The organism is Salmonella sp. SA14318, from assembly GCF_029866905.1.
GTDB classification, from domain to species: Bacteria; Pseudomonadota; Gammaproteobacteria; order Enterobacterales; family Enterobacteriaceae; genus Salmonella; species Salmonella enterica.
The window spans coordinates 3,994,966-4,011,744 of sequence record NZ_CP123282.1 but is presented as its reverse complement, the minus strand read 5'-3'; the positions used below and the strand labels follow the sequence as shown (position 1 = coordinate 4,011,744).

At 49.0% G+C, this 16,779-nt stretch carries 8 protein-coding genes and 3 pseudogenes; 7 read left to right on the top strand and 4 right to left on the bottom strand.

Annotation, left to right across the window (positions count from 1 at the left end; translation table 11 throughout):
* The first annotated feature begins 63 nt into the window (after positions 1-63).
* From QEN32_RS19135 to QEN32_RS19125, 3 genes are all read left to right on the top strand, one after another.
* Positions 64-312, top strand: coding sequence for a ribbon-helix-helix domain-containing protein (locus tag QEN32_RS19135; protein ID WP_050068098.1), 249 nt, complete (start codon positions 64-66; stop codon positions 310-312).
* A 112-nt stretch (positions 313-424) separates the two neighbouring features.
* Entirely contained in the window at positions 425-664 is a 240-nt protein-coding gene (locus tag QEN32_RS19130; protein WP_000016244.1) for a type II toxin-antitoxin system CcdA family antitoxin, read from the top strand.
* A gap of 2 nt (positions 665-666) precedes the next feature.
* Entirely contained in the window at positions 667-975 is a 309-nt protein-coding gene (locus QEN32_RS19125; protein ID WP_265322031.1) for a CcdB family protein, read from the top strand.
* A gap of 123 nt (positions 976-1,098) precedes the next feature.
* On the opposite strand, the pseudogene QEN32_RS19120 reads toward QEN32_RS19125, so the two are convergent.
* Positions 1,099-2,066, bottom strand: a pseudogene (locus QEN32_RS19120) (IS3 family transposase); the annotation flags it as partial.
* 66 nt (positions 2,067-2,132) lie between these two features.
* Between QEN32_RS19120 and QEN32_RS19115 the strand changes: the two are divergent.
* A complete protein-coding gene (locus tag QEN32_RS19115; protein WP_265322030.1) occupies positions 2,133-3,149 on the top strand; it encodes an IS110 family transposase in 1,017 nt (338 codons plus the stop codon).
* Positions 3,150-3,374: 225 nt separating this feature from the next.
* Here QEN32_RS19115 and QEN32_RS19110 read toward each other — a convergent pair.
* The 3 genes and pseudogenes from QEN32_RS19110 to QEN32_RS19100 form a co-directional block, all read right to left on the bottom strand.
* Positions 3,375-3,491, bottom strand: a pseudogene (locus QEN32_RS19110) (transposase); the annotation flags it as partial.
* Positions 3,492-3,648: 157 nt separating this feature from the next.
* Positions 3,649-9,969 (bottom strand): DEAD/DEAH box helicase, encoded by a 6,321-nt coding sequence (locus tag QEN32_RS19105; RefSeq protein ID WP_265322029.1) that lies wholly within the window; start codon positions 9,967-9,969, stop codon positions 3,649-3,651.
* Positions 9,970-9,981: 12 nt separating this feature from the next.
* Positions 9,982-13,281, bottom strand: a complete 3,300-nt coding sequence (locus QEN32_RS19100) for an STY4851/ECs_5259 family protein (protein WP_265322028.1) — start codon at positions 13,279-13,281, stop codon at positions 9,982-9,984.
* 308 nt (positions 13,282-13,589) lie between these two features.
* On the opposite strand from QEN32_RS19100, the gene QEN32_RS19095 reads away from it, so the two are divergent.
* The 3 genes and pseudogenes from QEN32_RS19095 (at position 13,590) to QEN32_RS19085 (ending at position 16,513) form a co-directional block, all read left to right on the top strand.
* Positions 13,590-13,784, top strand: a complete 195-nt coding sequence (locus QEN32_RS19095) for a hypothetical protein (protein WP_000422448.1) — start codon at positions 13,590-13,592, stop codon at positions 13,782-13,784.
* Positions 13,785-13,861: 77 nt separating this feature from the next.
* Positions 13,862-14,736: pseudogene (locus tag QEN32_RS19090) on the top strand (phosphorothioated DNA-binding restriction endonuclease).
* Positions 14,737-14,920: 184 nt separating this feature from the next.
* Positions 14,921-16,513 (top strand): sigma factor-like helix-turn-helix DNA-binding protein, encoded by a 1,593-nt coding sequence (locus QEN32_RS19085; RefSeq protein ID WP_023205816.1) that lies wholly within the window; start codon positions 14,921-14,923, stop codon positions 16,511-16,513.
* Positions 16,514-16,779: the final 266 nt, after the last annotated feature.

Here is a 16,779-nt window from a genome sequence, read left to right as displayed (position 1 = left end):
TATAGGCACCGCTATGCTAATCTTAATAGTAGTTATTAAGTGTTATTAAATGAGGTGATCCCTATGGTTTCTTCTGCTAAACAGACCATCAGCGCTCAGATTCCAGTTGAGTTGGCTCTTGCCGTTGAGAATCTGGCTGTAGAACTGGATCGTTCAAAGAGCTGGATCATAAAGGAAGCATTACTCTCCATGCTGGCTGAAAGAGAGCGACGTCACCAGAGCATCCAGGCCGGTCTTGCCGATGTGGATGCTGGTCGTGTAGTGAGTCATTCGGATATGGTAGATTTTGACCACCGTTTAAAGGAAACCTGACAGGAAAAGATGATGCTATCCGAGCGAGATAGTCGCCTCTCATTGCCATTTGCTTAAATACTCCCCATACTAGATACATGTGTTTATTACACGTGTAATTTCAGGAGGCTCTATGTCGGGTATGAGTGTACGACATAAAAAAACAGTCAGTGTCACGCTGGAACCTGCATTGCTTCAGCAAGCCCGTGATGCAGGTATTAATCTGTCTGCGGTGCTTACCGCCGCGCTGAAAGAGGAAATCAGTGCCACGGGCGTTGAACGCTGGAAAGCAGAAAATAGAGCGGGTTTGCAGGAGCTCAATCGTATTACTGATGAGCACGGCCTTTTATCGGACGATTACAGGACGTTTTAATCATGCAATACATGGTTTATCGCAATAAAGGAAACAGCAAGGCTTATCCTTATTTACTTGATGTGCAAAGCGATATTATTGATGAACTGCATACTCGCATAGTTATCCCATTGTTTCCTGTGAGCAGGTTGGTAAATAACCCAGTTAAACGCCTCACGCCCACTCTGAATGTGGAAGGTAATGACTATCTGGTGATGACTCACGAAATGGCGAGTATCAGGCTTTCGCAGATTGGTGATGAGGTGATGGACGTTCGTTCCCACAGGCAAACCATCAAAAATGCTCTCGATTTTATCTTTGACGGGTTCTGAATGGCTTGCAGGTCAAATGGAGAGTTGTTCACCGTTCTGGAGGGGACTTGACGCGCTAGAGCCTGTGGAAGAAGATGAGGCGTGATTTTAATGACCTTGGCCCAAATTCAGTACAGTGCTAAATCAGAGCTCTTCGTCTTTCCGGATACTTCGGATAAATTCAGCCGGAGTCATGTCATTTAATGATGAATGCGTTCTCTCATGATTGTATTCCCTGCGCCAGTTGTCGGGTTTTTCCTGCGCATCTTCCAGTGACAGGAACCAATGAATGTTCAGGCATTCATCCCGCAGACTGCCGTTAAATGATTCAATAAACGGGTTATCTGTCGGCTTTCCGGGGCGCGAGAAATCCATTGTGACGCCGTGTTCATACGCTCATTTATCCAGACTTTTTGAGATAAACTCGCTACCGTTATCCACCTGGATACGTACCGGCACCCGCAGTGCCTCCATTATTCTGACCACATCCTCGCCTTTTAACGATTTTCCGGCATGGATCGCCAGGCATTCCCGACTAAAATTATCCACTACAGTCAGCGCCCGAAAACGCCGCCCGTTAAACAGATTATCTGACACAAAATCCATACTCCGGCACTGATCGACATGCGTCAGGACCGGGCGCTGCTGACGGCGTGCTGCACTGATATGTCTGCGGGGGCGCTTTCTGCGCAGGTTCAGGCCTTCCGGACAATAAATCCGGTGGGTTTTCTTGTGGTTAACAGGCCATCCCTCCCGGCGCAACTGAATATGAATACGCGGGCAACCTTAGCGTATCCGGGTTTCCGCTATTTCCCGGATACACAGGGTTATCGCCCGATCGTCACGCCGGATCTGCCAGTGGTAAACGGTTCTGCTCTGCATCAGCAACCCGCATCCCCGCCGGACGCTGATACGGTAAGCCTCCAGCAAAAATGTCACCGCCTGGCGCTTCTGAGCCGGCCTCAGAACGTTTGCTTCAGTACCTCCTGCAGCATCTCCTTGTCGAGACTCAGCTCAGCGACCAGCTTCTTCAGCCGCTGATTCTCATCCTCCAGTTGCCGCAGACGCCGCAGTTCCGTCACGCCCGGCCCGGCAAATTTTTTCTTCCAGTTAATGGGATGGACTACCTCCTCCCGCTGCGGTTAACTGTACGAAATGTGCTCACCAGGAGAACCACCATGAATATCGTATTTCTGGGTATTGCTCTGGCTAAAAATGTTTTTCAGCTCTGCGGGTTAAACCAGGCCGGCAAACCGGTTTATACGAAACGCACTGGCCGAAAAGAATTGCTCCAGACGCTGGCAAATATTCCTGCATGTCTGATTGGGATCGAAGCGTCCACCGGGGCATTTTACTGGCAGCGTGAGTTTGAGAAACTGGGGCACAAAGTAAAGGTCATCAGTCCTCAGTATGTAAAACCCTTTGTCCGCGGGCAAAAAAATGATAGTAATGATGCACAGGCCATCGCAGTGGCTCTGATGCAACCGACAATGCAGTTCGTGCCGCCAAAAAGCCCCGAACAGCAGGATATCCAGGCTTTACACCGGGCAAGGCAGCGTATTGTCAATCACCGCACTGCTACAGTCTGTCAAATAAGGGGGCTGTTACTTGACCGGGGGATCCCCATTGGCAGTGCTGTCTCCAGATCTCGCCGTGCTATTCCTCTTATCCTTGAAGATGCAGAAAACGGTCTAAGTTCCCGTATGCGCAGAATAATTGCCGAACTCTATGATCTCTTTAACGATCTCGGGCGTCGGATCCATTTTTTTGATAAGGAAATTGAAACAGTATTCAGGCAATCAGAAGCCTGTCAGCGTATCGCCAAAGTTAAAGGCATTGGTCCTAAAACGGCCACGGCCGTTGTTGCTGCTATTGGCAAAGGAACTGAATTTAAGAATGGTCGCCACTTTGCTGCATGGCTGGGTCTGGTTCCACGCCAGCATTCGAGTGGCGACAGGCAGGTGCTGATGAATATGACGAAAAAAGGCGACAAGCATCTGCGGACACTTTTTATTCATGGTGCCCGCGCTGTCGTCAGGGTTGCCACGAATATCAATGATGGTCATATGAATCAGTGGGTTAACCAGTTAAAGGAACGGCGCGGATTTAATAAAACGACCGTGGCGGTCGCTAACAAAAACGCGAGAATAATCTGGTCGATGCTGAGAAATGATACCGGGTATCAGGTAGTGTGAAATTAATCCCCTGCCAGCAAAAGTTGCAGCGTACTGAGAAATGATGACAGGTTGCACCTGCACAATCGGAACCTGATTTTTATACTGGCCTCAGAGGCCGTCCAGTTGTTGAGGCGATTGTGTGCGGATTACCCATTTGGGCACAGATTTTCCTGATGCCGGATAGATGTAAGCAACAACCCAAAACCAGATTCAGTACTTGCAAAACGGAGGTAGTCCATAGATGTAAAATGTGGCCTCAGAAATTCCCATTTTTCTGCAGATTTCCCCGACGCGGGTGCCGGTTTCAGCCTGTTTCAGGGCAAATGCAATCTGTTCTTCGGTATAACGGGTCTTTTTCATGGCAATGCGCCTCTCTGTGAGATGGAAGAAAGACCGGAAACTTCAGTTTAGACTGGCACTGTTTACAGGGGGAAGGTCATTATCGACATGATTACCGGCAAGCGCACCACCGCCTGATGTTAGCCGCTCCCGATGTTTAATCGGGAGCGGTTTCGCATTAAGGGACTATCACCTGCACCAGCACATCGGTTGCCCAACTGTCCTCGCTGTTGACCACCTGACCTTCAACGCAGGCTTTGGCCATATTCCCGAGCTGGAAAGCCACATCATCGTTAAAATCAAAATCGCGATACGCTCGCGCAAAGACGATGCGCCAGTATCCCATCCCTTGGTCAAAACGGATCTTCAGCGCCTGACCATTACTGAAGGTCACCATCAGTTTACGATGGTGTGGAATATCACGCGGCGAGCCAAAGGTGTTAACCACGACGGCTCTGCCCATAGATGCTGCAAACCACTGGTCGGCAAAATCCTGAAAATCCGCTTCACTCATCCAGTCATGGAACGGCTTGTTGCCTGGCCGCTCTTTACTCTTAAACAGCGTATCAATCGTCACTTGCGCATCCTGCGCCAGGATCGATTTCAGCGGTTTTAACAGCCCGCCTAATAACGCCAGCGCCACCGGGTTTTGCAGATAACGATCGCTATAGTGAATGCGCGTCACCTGGTTTTCCTTCAGCAGCGTCTGAATATCTTCCTGCGCCCCGGTTAACACGCCCCAGAAACGCTGACCAAACTGAGAAACCGGGCCATTAAGCTGCTTATGGATCTCAATATCGTTGACCAGGCCTCTGCTACCTGCAGTATCGGATAATAGCTCAGCTTTACTAAGCGTTATCGGCTCAAACGCATGGCTACGAATAACCATCTGGCTATTCAGATGCCAGTTCGGGCCGGGGATGGTGGCCTCTGGGCTGCGAGAGATCAACGTCATCAGGCGATCGTTGAATGCTACCTGTGCGACAACCGGTGTATCCGTATTCAGCTCAGACTGGCAAAGCTGCACACCAATGGCGGCAAACTGCGCAAGTTCCTGTAAAAGCTCCGGGTCTTCAATATGACCGGACACAGCCAGCGTAACCTCAACATCATCTTTCAGCCGATAGTTCTGGATCGCCGTTCGGAACTGGCGGGCATACAAATCCCACTCGTTAAGCGGCCCATTCATCCACAACGTGAGTTTGCGCGCCCCGTCGTTAATGGCACGACGGATAGCATCCTCAATGCTGCCTGGGCAATACTGCGCGTCGGCCAGGGAGAATTTTTCCGCCTCCGGCAAACCGATATAGTGACTGAAATCCTCCCCCAGCCAGGCCTGCGCGGCTTTACGATCCAGCTGATCGTGATCGTGGCGGGTCTGCGAATCGAGCAGACACTCGCTACAGGCGGTATCACAGTGGCGGCATCCCAGCTGTTTCACCATCCCTTTGAGGACCGCTTCAATATGCAATGGCGCACTGGAAGCAAACCCCGCACCGCCGCTGATAATGTCGTAAAGTTGCACCGCCAGGACAGATTGCTCATTCTCCAGTCTGACCGGACGCACCGCATAGCCCAGTTCTGCCGCCGATACCCCCAGCACGCTGGCCAGCGCCCGACGTAGCGCAACCGCCAGCGTCATGGCCACAATACGGCCTTCATCAGAATTATCGGGGATATACTCCCCGTTTTGCGGGCGGCGCAAAATGAGCTCAAACACATCGGTGCGGGCCAGTGCACCCAGCGTGACATTCTTATTCAGTGCCGTGGAACCAGGGCAGATAATCCGCTGATTCTGACTGTCGCGATCAGATTTACCGGGGCGCGGAGGATAATGCGCTTCCATCGATTTCGGCGCATCGGTGGCATTGAGCATTGACTCCGCCCGGCCGCAGCTCAGGCACAGCGCATAACCGTGTCCACCTTCGCCCATGCTCTGCTGGAAAACGTGACCATCCGCGCCTGAAGCAATAAAGCCCATCAGCGGGTTTGGCAGTGGCACGCGTTCTGCCTTCACAAACACCCAGGCAGGCACCACCGGTATGAATTTCATTGTTTCAATGTTGTTCGTAACGGGAGTATGGGCATCGGTGACAAAACCGGCGGGCTGTAATACCTGACGCCGGTTATCCAGTGTGATCCGCTCCCCACACGCGCTATTGGTACAGAATAAATCCCCCGACCCGCCAATACCTTCCTCATAGCCTAAGGTACCGCATTTATGGCAACGCCAGGCGCTGTCCAGACGCTGGGCTTCGTTAGTGTCGGCGTTAAGGTTATGCCAGTGCAGCGAAACACCGGCCGAGCGGAATACCCGACCATCAAGGATAATCTCCGCGCCCGGCGCATACTCACGGATCGCAACGGAAAGGTTGCGCGAAGGCAGCCCTTTATAACGAGAAACGTTATCCTCCCGGTCGTTCTTATCACGGCCTTTGTGCGTTTTCTCGCGGATATAATCTTCCATGGTGAAGTTATCAAAAGTGACAACATCCGTTGGGAAGCCATATCCGGGCAGGAAAGTTCTGGCCGCCAGATCGCGTAACAGGTATTCACCACAATGCCGTTTTTTCTCCAGCTCCAGTCGCCTGCGGTACGGCGTATTGGGCTGCGATTCACTTTCCTGTTTCACGAGATCGCGGAAGATCCCCAGCCAGCGTGTCTGTAAGACGGCAATAGCCTCCTGCGTTTTATCACGCAGTTTTTCTGCAGTAACGCCGTGCAATGCAGTCCCTTTAACCAGACGCTCCAGCGCGTTATCAATGCTCAGCGTCGGACGTTCGAGCCAGGCTTTAAAACGATTGCATACCGACTGGTCGAGCTCTTCGCCAAAGAACCACTGGCTATTAAGGCTGGTACGCTCTTTTTCGGTTTCCCCGACCACATGGCATAAATATTCTGACAGCAGCAGGGAATTGACGTGACGCTGCACCAGACGCTCTGAGTTCATTGCCACCATTGGAGCCGGGATCACCGTCTCAAATGGCCAGAGGGGATTAGCAAAAACCTGCTGATCGTGCGGGTTCCCTTTGCACAAGGTGTACGAAATAGCGCGTGACTCTTTACTACGCCCGGCACGCCCGGCTCGCTGTAAATAGTTGGCCGGATGCGGAGGAACGTTGTTCATCACCACTGCAGAAATACCGCCAATATCCACACCCATTTCCATCGTGGTTGAGCAGTTAAGGACGTTAAGCTGCCCGTTTTTAAACATTCTTTCGTAGCTTTGCAGGCGCTCCGACGATTGCTGTGCCGAGTGTTCTGCGGTGCGGTAGTAAAATCCACCTTCTACCACGCGATCGTTAATGTCCGTCCAGAGGTTTTGCGAGCGTAATGATAGCACTTGCGGATCCAGGCTTACCCAGTCACGCACTTTTGTTAACCCGTCGACATAATCATCCTGAGAGCGATCGTGTTCCCAGATCGCTGGCAGCGTGACTTCCTGAGCCAAAAACGCGTCGTACTGTGCACTCGTCAGTCGCTCGAACTGGATATGCATGGGCAAATAGGGGGTCAAACCTTTGAAGGTTGTCGCCAGTAATTTATTGGTCACTGGACAAATGCGTGCTTTTTGAACCAGAGAGAATGTTAGATGCTCTTTCGGTAAATAAAAACGGTTTCCATCAGGCTTCAATACCGCCAGAGATCCTGTTAGCTGGAGCCAGGCTTCTTTCAGCCAGGCGTTAACAATATCAATAGTTACCGTATTTACGGTGTTAAATTTGGCTCCTAAAATCAACAGCTTGACCAGGCGCTGAGTCACATTACCGTGGCGAATTTGCGGCCAGCGTTTAACCTGGTTGTCATCTGGCTCTTTCGAATCCGGGTTGCGGACAAATTTGGAAGAGAAACGGCTACCGATCCAGTTTCTTAGATCGTCATCCAGTTGGATGTAGTTACTTTCTCTGACATAGAAATCCAGCGTCACCTTCAGAAAATCGCGCCAGTCATCAAGGGTTAAGCCTTTAGCCTGCCAGTGAGCAGGAACACTGTGCGCCTTCTCCAGCCCCAGATAGCCAACCTGAACCAGCCCCTGCGTTTCCAGGCTGTTGGTTCGTTTCGGGCGTCGCATAAACTCACGGAAAAGCAGCATTTCGGCGAGTTTCAAAGGGCCGCCATTTTCGGTGAAAATTTCAGGCTTCAGATAATGGTTATATTGTAAAATTGGCCCCTGTATATCGGCTTTCTCTTTCAGCTCATTGACCATTTCCGTCCAGGTTCGGCAAACTAAAATGGTTGCAGCCTTTCCCCCCGTCGCCGTCTGGATTGCCTGTTCAAGGCGTTCGGCCTGAGCTTCAGAAAGTTTTGCTTCCTCGGGCATTCCCCACTCGCGATACTCCCGGGCTTCTTCACGGTATTGTGTCACCCTTGCAACCAGTTTCATCACGTCAGCCTGGTCGTTCGGAGCACTCGTTGGTTGTTTTCGTTGGTGCCAGCCAAGAATTTCTACTACGCTACCACGTAATCGGCTGCGCTCTGCTTCCTGCTGCATACGTACTGCCATTCGCGCCGTCCCCTGACGACTGTCGGTAAAGGTAATCAGGCGACGACCTCGACCAGGCAAAGAGAGCGGGCCGACGCCATCTTTACCTTCATCGCTAGTGAAGTCCTGGCAATACTCCAGCACCGTAGGCACAATATTGGTGACATAAAAAGGCCCGCCCAGTAACGCCCGTCGGAAGGGCTGTTTACCCTTTCCGCCTTTATAGCCACAATTGCTGGCACTACAGATTTGTTCGATATCATTAATTGCCAGCGGAATACTGTCCGGGTTCACCACGCCGATACTGCGGGTCTGACGATCGAGCCGCTGCATAATATAGCCAGCTTCCGTATTACATTCCGCAGCAATAATTTGTGGCGACTGGAATACAAAATCCTTCTGAACCTTTTCTCCGGATGTTTCAAAATCGTCAGAAATTTCATCCTGCAGGGAGAATTCATCTCCACCTTTATTATCCCACTGTACGAGTTTGCCTTTTTTATCCCGTGCAAGAAGATGCGGTTCATTACACTCATTGCAGAATGCCAGTTCAAAAACGGGACTGCCGCACTCGCAGTTTTGCCGCTGATTTACATACACATTGCCAAAAGACCAGTTTTTTTCCAGCGCGGTATTTTTTTTAGCTGCACAGTTCTTATCCACACAGGCCCAGATGCCCTGGGTGTTTCGCTGGAAAATATGTGCTCTGACTTTCAGAAATGCAGGATCCTTTGCATTAGGGAGTGTGCCAGAGCAAAGATCGATCCAGCGTAAAACATCCTGCTGCGTGTACTGATGTTTGGTCAGTTCGTTCAAACGCTGGGTCAGCGTATCAAGTTTCATTGGTCGGGGTTGGCTAACCAGCATTTCGCGTAAACAGCGCGCTTCCGGAGAGTGGGTCAACGCACTATAACGCTCCGGGCTGATCCCTTCACTCTCCGAATCAGGGATATGCTCAATCTCATCCAGTGACAGAGAATATTGTTTGCAGGGTTCGAGCTCAGGAATAACGCGGCTTCCCCCCAGAACATCAATACGTTCCTGTGGCACTCCTGACAGCTCAGACAAGAATTTTTTCAGCTGCTTTTCAGCATCACTTCCGGCAATGGTGGCCGACGTCGCCACAAAGCGAACATCATCAGGCGTGACGCCAAATGCCGTCATGACGCGACGGAGCTGTAGAGCCAACTCAGCGGCCTGAGAACCAACGTAGGTATGGGCTTCATCCAGAACTATCCAGCGTAATGATTTTTCCGCTTTTGATTTCTGAATAATCGGCGCATCAACCTGACGAACCATCATGTATTCCAGCATGGTACCGTTGGTCACTAAAATGGGAGCGGGCTCTTCACGCATCTTCTCTCGTGACAAAACCTCATTAGGCCTGTTTGCCTGCTCACTTTTGACCAAAGCATGCAATTCTTCCGTGTTACCGTTATACAGACAGTACCGAATTCCGGAACCAAAACTACGGGTCCACGCATCTAAACGCTCGCGCTGGGAATTAATCAGGGCATTCAGTGGGTAAAGAAAAAGTGCTCTCACACCTATCAACGGTTTTTTGTTCTTAACCTGAAGCTCACGATAGAGGTCTTCCAGCACCGGAACCATAAAGCATTCCGTTTTGCCAGAGCCTGTCCCGCTGGTCACCACGACCGAATGTTTTTTCTCAAGTAATGATTGCCAGCTGGCTAACTGATGCGTGAAAGGTTTCCAATCAGAGCCAAAACGATAACGACCATTTTCCTCACTATCCAGCGAGTCCACCACCTCCTTGCTTAGCAACGTTTGTTTTGTTGCAAGGTCTTTCATTGTGCTGTTGGACTCTTTCCAGCCAAATGTCTGTTCAAATACGGGTGAGGCAAGAAACGATCCTTCTTTCCCGCAATCGGCCGCCATTTGTTGCGTGAGATGCTCGCGAAGATTCGGGTTGGTCACCCCCATAATACTCAGCGTCGCCTCCGTAGAACGCGACAGTGATTGTTCAATCAGCGAAGAAAAATAGCGTGTAGTCATTCTTATTCCTTTTTATTTTTCAGTAACATTACGCAATAGACAGTACTGGAAAATGGCGTTAAACCATCGCGAGTCAAAGTCTCTAACCTGTCTCAAAAAAAATACGGCGCCGGGCTTATTCTCAAAAACACTGTCAAATGTTGTTTTACCGCTGGCAACAGCAGCAGCAAATACGGGGAGCAAGGTGACGGAATAGCGGTAGCTGGCATCAGGGGAAATATCGATAACAGGATTTTGTTGTGACATATACCAACGTAAAAGGCCCGGGCCACCAAATTCTGGCCAGCGAGATTCACCATGTTCGCGTAGAAGTTCCTGATACCACTCAAGGATAATACCTTTCATCGTCAACTCAGGAAAAACCGGTGGTAATTTCCCTTGACTCAACCATAATTGCACCTCACTGGCATAAGTCGGGAATGTTGTGCCCAGCTGCTGATACATTCTGTCCAGCAACCTTATCTGCATTTCCTCCGGTGCACCTTTATGAGCCAAAAAAGCACGAAAACGTGTGGCGGAACGTTTAACTTCTGTAATGGGTAAAAACTCCCAGAAAACGGGAAACTCACTTTCAATACGGCTGAGATAATCAATGGACATTTCAAATTTGAACAGCGACATCGCCAACGCTTGTGGATGCTGAACAAGTGCCCGCCATACTTCAAAGGTAGCCAAAGGCAAATACCCGAACTGATCGTATAAATTGCGTAAGAACTGCCAGCCCGAGTGTGCCGGGTCGCTCGCCATTTGTTCCAGAACTAACATAATGGTATTGACATCTGAACGAGGATTAAAAAGCTGCGTTGCTTTTTGTAAAGACTGTATTGCTGTCGCGTCGCTTTGAATTACCGGCTCACCTGCAATAAAGCAAGGTCGAAATGAGGCTTCTTCACCTGGTTTCGGCAGCACCAGCCATGGGCCATTCTTTTGTATTATCGAGCTTAGTTCAAATTCACCAACTGGTACACCTTCGCTCATTCTTGACGTCAGCGGTACAACTTTTCTCTCCGGTTCGCTGAGTAACATAATGACGGGCGAAGGGATCTGGCCTGTACGATTACTTATTGAGTTTGCGAAAAGAATCTGCCTGCCACGATCATAGTCCAGACTATATTTATAACGTCGGATCTGCCAGGTAAAAGAACTACCACCTCCTTTTATGCGCATATCAACTGTTTGATCAATTCCTTCCTCCAGGGAGAGTAAATTATCAATATGTTCCCTTAAGCTATATAAAGTAAGCTCTACCGGACATTCTCCCGCACTGTAGTGCCACTCATACCAGGCCTGCATTCCACTACGCGAACGTAAACGTAGTTCAAGCTGGTATCGCGTAGGCTCACCATTTTTTCCGAAAAGATATGCTCTGGCACCCAGAAGATCGTTAATCGTTAAATTTTTCGGGAGAGGCTTCTCATCTTTATCGAACGCAAGACAGCCTCGTGCAGGAAATGGTAACCAAATAACAATCGGGTTTGCAGTGAGGTTTGGTGTTATTTGTAATGAAATTGATGCAGGAGGAATGCCCTCCGCCTTCATCATTATTTCTGTACTACCGGGCAACCGCTTCCGTCCAACTTCAAGTGTTTTTTCCTTCAAGCTATACAAACAAGGGTGCTGAGTAGTAATAATGACAGAGCCTTCGTTCGCCTGTTGTCCATTTTTTATTTCCAGACTAAAATCATTGGGGAGAATGCCAATTTTCTTACGCAGTAACGTTTCATTATTTTCGTTACGCACCGAAATAAACTGTGCTCCCATTTTTTCTTGTACATCACAATTATCTATAAATGTTCCGTTGAAAAAACGCTTGTAATGGTGCGTTGATAGATTCTCAGAATGTTGAGTAATCCCAGGAACACCGAGGAAGAGTTCATCCGGGTAACTTGTCCAATTTAACCGCTTCCCCTGGAAAGAGAATCCAGCATGGATAATCTGATCCCTTCCAGTCTTTATGCGGTACGTTTCGTCGCCTTCAATAATGATATCCTGGCGACCTTTGATGGTCAGAGCACGGCATCCCAAAGCCGAAAAGCCAGAGTCACAACCCTCATGTTCTGAAGCCAGACAACCATCCTTTGGCAGCACAATAAGTACATGGCTGCCACGTACGCTGCAAGAGGCTTGTCCCTGTAACAGCCATTCATTTTTATCAGAAACAAAAACCAATGGAACATCGCCAACCGCAACTTCACTGCCTTCTAAAAGATTGGAGCCGACAAACATACCCCCAGCTCTCGCCACAATAAACAAACTGACCGTAGGATTTCTTCGGTAAAATTTAATCTCGCGCTTACGAACTTTTATTTTTGCCTGGGAGTTACTTAGCGTTGCATAGGCAGGTCCCAGACTTGCGATTTCGTTACCATCTTCATAGATAGCAAGCTCGAAGCGCGTTGTTGAAGGCTCAATATCAATTGAAAAACTCAGCTCTTCAGGCAGAGAAATGAGGGCCTGAACGGCTTCAGGATGATTTTCTGACCATAAAAACTGACAGAGAGTGGTTTTATTCTTTTGAAGGCGGGGTTTTGATTCAGTAGAAGCTGTTCGTAAAAGTCCATTAAGGAAACTGGTACCCGTATCATCATCGAGAGGAACAGGGAAACTGTCACGCCACTTAGGATGAACACGTTCAAGTTCTTTTACGGGTTCGGTATGATTACTCAAATCATAAATTTGAACAAGAGATACTAACTGTTCAGCCATCCGACTAATAAGCTCAACTGAAGTATCCTCTTTGAAAACGACTGGCAGGGATGATTTTTCTACCGCTGCATGGACTAACGCGAACGTGGAAATGTTAGAATATTTAGCCTGATCGTATTGATTTAGAATGAGAGAAAACATCGACTGAAAACGGCTATTAGATTCCTTTAGCAACCTGAAAGGTAGGCCGCCTTCACTGAATAAGGAACCTAAGAAATTCCGCCTTTCTGTGTCATAAAACCGCACTGGACGCCCCCAGTAACCATCCAGGCCTTTAGGGATAATTTTCCCCATCTCCGAGGAAGATGCTGAGATACCTATCGTCTTGTAAATTGGCTCCCATGCCCATCCATACTCCCTTTCATAATCTCTTCGATACCACTCTGAGCAGAACAATGTGAAACAGGCTGCGTACCCTTTATCACTTTTATAACCATCGGGTACCCCTATAGATCGCAGCAGCCATTTCAATTCATCATATTCTTCACTCGTTGCGTGGTATTCATATAACGGACGATGGTCTGGTTGCTTCAATCCTCTGCGGGTGAGGAATTTAGCTAGCCATGGGGTACACTTTAGAATGGATGTGTATTCGGACTGACTCAAAGCAAGCTCCTTGCATTAGAACAGTGAATGGCTGAAAGTTATTATAACATTTTGTTATTTTGAAAAAAACAGATAACAATAATTGAATTATGAATTTAATTAAATTTGAAATTGATATTAGTTTGATTTTAATCAATAAGCTAAGTTTATTATACGGAGGGCTACTCGCCATTTGTTTTAATCTGTAAGGAGATGATTTGTAGCTCCAAATCTTTTCAACCCCATATCATCCCATTGAACCTCCGGCCAGAACCGTCTTTACGATGGTTAAAGCCTTCTTTTTATCTGCCTGCCTACAAAGGGGTGATATGGAGCTGAATAACGAATACCAAAACTACGAAGACGAGGACGACGAAAGCGCTGACGACCTCCCTCCATCCCACCGCCCGCGCTCTTTCCAGTCCATCATCGGTTGGCTCTACGACAAAGCAGTCAGTGGTATCGCAGGCATCGAATCCGCTGAAATGCTTGCCGCCCGTTATCTTGAGGACGCGAAAGGGTGATGCACAGCTCGCCGCCCGCACCATGATCCACTGGGAGAGCATCATCGCAACTATGTGCTCATGGATTCTTTAACGTAATGACCGCTGACAAAACCCTAAAGCAAGCGATATCAAATATTACTATTTGGCGCAAAGGCGAACAGCGAGCGCCGCATAAGCCGTTATTGCTGTTATATGTCCTCTCGCACTATCGGCAGGGTAACGATCGCCTGTTTGATTATGGTTCTGAAATTCATGAGCAATTGCTGGATTTGCTGGAGCGCTATGGGCCACAGCGCCGTGAACAGCGCCCGGATATGCCGTTCTGGCGTCTGAGGGCGATGGTTTCTGGGAATTGCAAAACGCGGAATTCTGCTCAACCAGCGGTAGCCGCCAGCCACCTAAACGTGAACTCATTGAATATAATGTTGTTGGTGGGTTTGATGCCGTCAATTTCGCGTTGGTAACAAAAAAACGTAAGCTAATCGACGCGCTGGCGCAGCAGATCCTTGAGGCGCATTTTCCGACCAGTATTCAGGAAGACATCGCTGACGAGATGGGTTTTGATATTCGCACCTCTTTCCGTCAACGCGATCCGAAGTTTCGCCAGGCGGTGCTACGAGCTTACAATTATCAATGTGCGGTCTGCGGCTTCAATATGCGCCACGACAACGCCCCTATAGCCCTTGAAGCAGCCCATATCAGATGGAAGCAGCATCATGGTCCTTGTGAAGTACCTAATGGCCTGGCGTTGTGCGCAATTCATCATAAAGCGTTCGATCGTGGTTCGATTGGTCTGGATGAAAATATGCGCGTGGTGGTTTCCGACGCGGTGAATGGTGGCGGAGTGGTACAGCGGTTGTTCTGGGATTTTGCGGGGAAAGAGATCGCGTTGCCTCCGGTTAAAGAAAATTATCCGGGCGAGCGGTTTGTGGAATGGCATAGGAAAGAGGTGTTCAGAGGAGAGTGTTGATCTGGGGGCGGTTTAGTGCCATATGCGGACGTTAAAAAGAATCGCATGTGTTAAATGGGGAGCAGCTCAGGTGCGGCTGTTTTCTACCACTGACTGAAGTTGTTATCATTATCACTGTAAATGGACGTCATGCGTTCACAATGAGGCAATTTGGGACGAAAACAGGGAGTACTAAGCTAAAGCCATGTCTGAAATCTCCACCAAAAACTTTCCAGCGCGCCACGGAGCTCCGTGGAGTAAAGAAGAGTTTCAGCAACTGATCTTGGCAATCGAGCAGGGCCTCAAGTTAAGTGAGCTTGCCGGACGTCATCAGCGTACGTCTGGAGGCATACTCGGCGCGATTAAGCGTTTGCTCCCCTCTGAATTTTGCCAGAACAACAACATTAGTTCGGTTAGTGATCTGGCGCGCTATTTCAAAGACACACAAAATCAAGAGTGGGCATGTCTTATCAATGCCCTGTGCCCGTCTGCTGCCACTGAAAAGAAAACGGAGAAAAATCAGGAAACAGGGGCGAGTAAGCAAGCTGCTTCGTCATGTGCCGCGGTGTCGGGAGCGAGCGGTAAAACACCAGATGAAAAGCAAATAACAGGTTTCGTCCCCAGTACAGAATTTCTGGATTATGTAGCCAGTGAGTCCGATGTCATCATGCTGATAAGTGCCGCTGTGGAGAGTTTATCTAAGGAACGCGATCGGGATATTCTTCTCATGCGTCTCGGCACGGATGAGCATCCTTATACACTCGCTGAGATCGCTGCCAAATGCGGCGTTTCCCGTGAAAGAGTGAGACAAATTCAGGAACGAGCCTTCAGGCGGCTAGCGGGTAAATCTCGCTATGATGGGACCCCCGGTGCTGCCCTTAAAAAGCTCATTAACGCAGTCAGCAATTCCTCGTATGAAATAGCAATATGGGTGCATCGTATCGCTCACCGTGATTTTATGACGTCGTCCGGACTAGCCGCGAAGTTTATTCTCTGCACTGCGGGTATTCAGAAGGTTAAGAGAGAGGAAATTGTGGGATTCTTCTCCGATATTTCACTGCTACAAAAGGCAAAGTTGGCGAAGTTACGCGAGCTGAACCGGAGTCGAGCTGCGAAAGAGAGAGTTGAATCTGAGATCAGTGGCTGGTTAAGCTATACAGACTGGCCCAAAGTCATCGCTCCGCCACCGTCAGCAGTACATCTCTCTTCGCAGCGAATAGTCAATGATTCGGATATCGCCGGTCATTTTTACTCACAGAAGCTCGCACGCACCGTCCAGTACGAGTCCGGACTTGAACTTACTATCATGACGCAGTTGGAGCGTAGCGATCAGGTTTCCTTTTATCAGGAACAACCCGTTGCTATACCGTACAGTTTTAAAGACAAACTCCGAAAGTACTATCCGGACCTGCTCGTTGCGACTGTTGATGGCCGGTGCCTCCTTGTTGAAGTTAAGCCTACAGACAGCATGGCCTTAAGTGTCAACCGTGCAAAAGCCAATGCGGGTCGGGCATGGGCACACGCAAGGGGGTGGGGATGGCTGGTTGTCAGCGACCGACATACGTTACGGCAACTGGAAGAACACGTCATTCCTGCGGCTAAACGGATGTTGATAGAAAACGAACTGAATACGTCTGGGGGGATTACTTGGCGTGAGATGATGGGGTTACGCACGCGTCATGAACTTACACGGTTGGATCTGACTGCGTATATTATTCAGTCCGGTGCTGAGGTAGACAGATCCTACCGCATTACTGCGCGAACTGTTCTTGACCCAGGGCTAGTTATATTGAACTGAGTCTATGAACTTTCTAAAATGGGATTATTTACAGAAAAGTATCCGTTAAAGGCGGGTGTAGATAACTCTGTAATGCTTGGCTTGGTAAGCATGATGTATCGTTCATTTACCAGATATCAATTGGTGCTGCTGGAGTATTAGTGAGGATGCAGGAAGAGTATTACATAATGGTCGTAGCAACGATATGGTAAATCTTCGTAACTGAGGAGTCATGTCTGCTCCGTGCCAAAAGCTGACATTTGGCTTTGTGGTAAATGAACGATCTT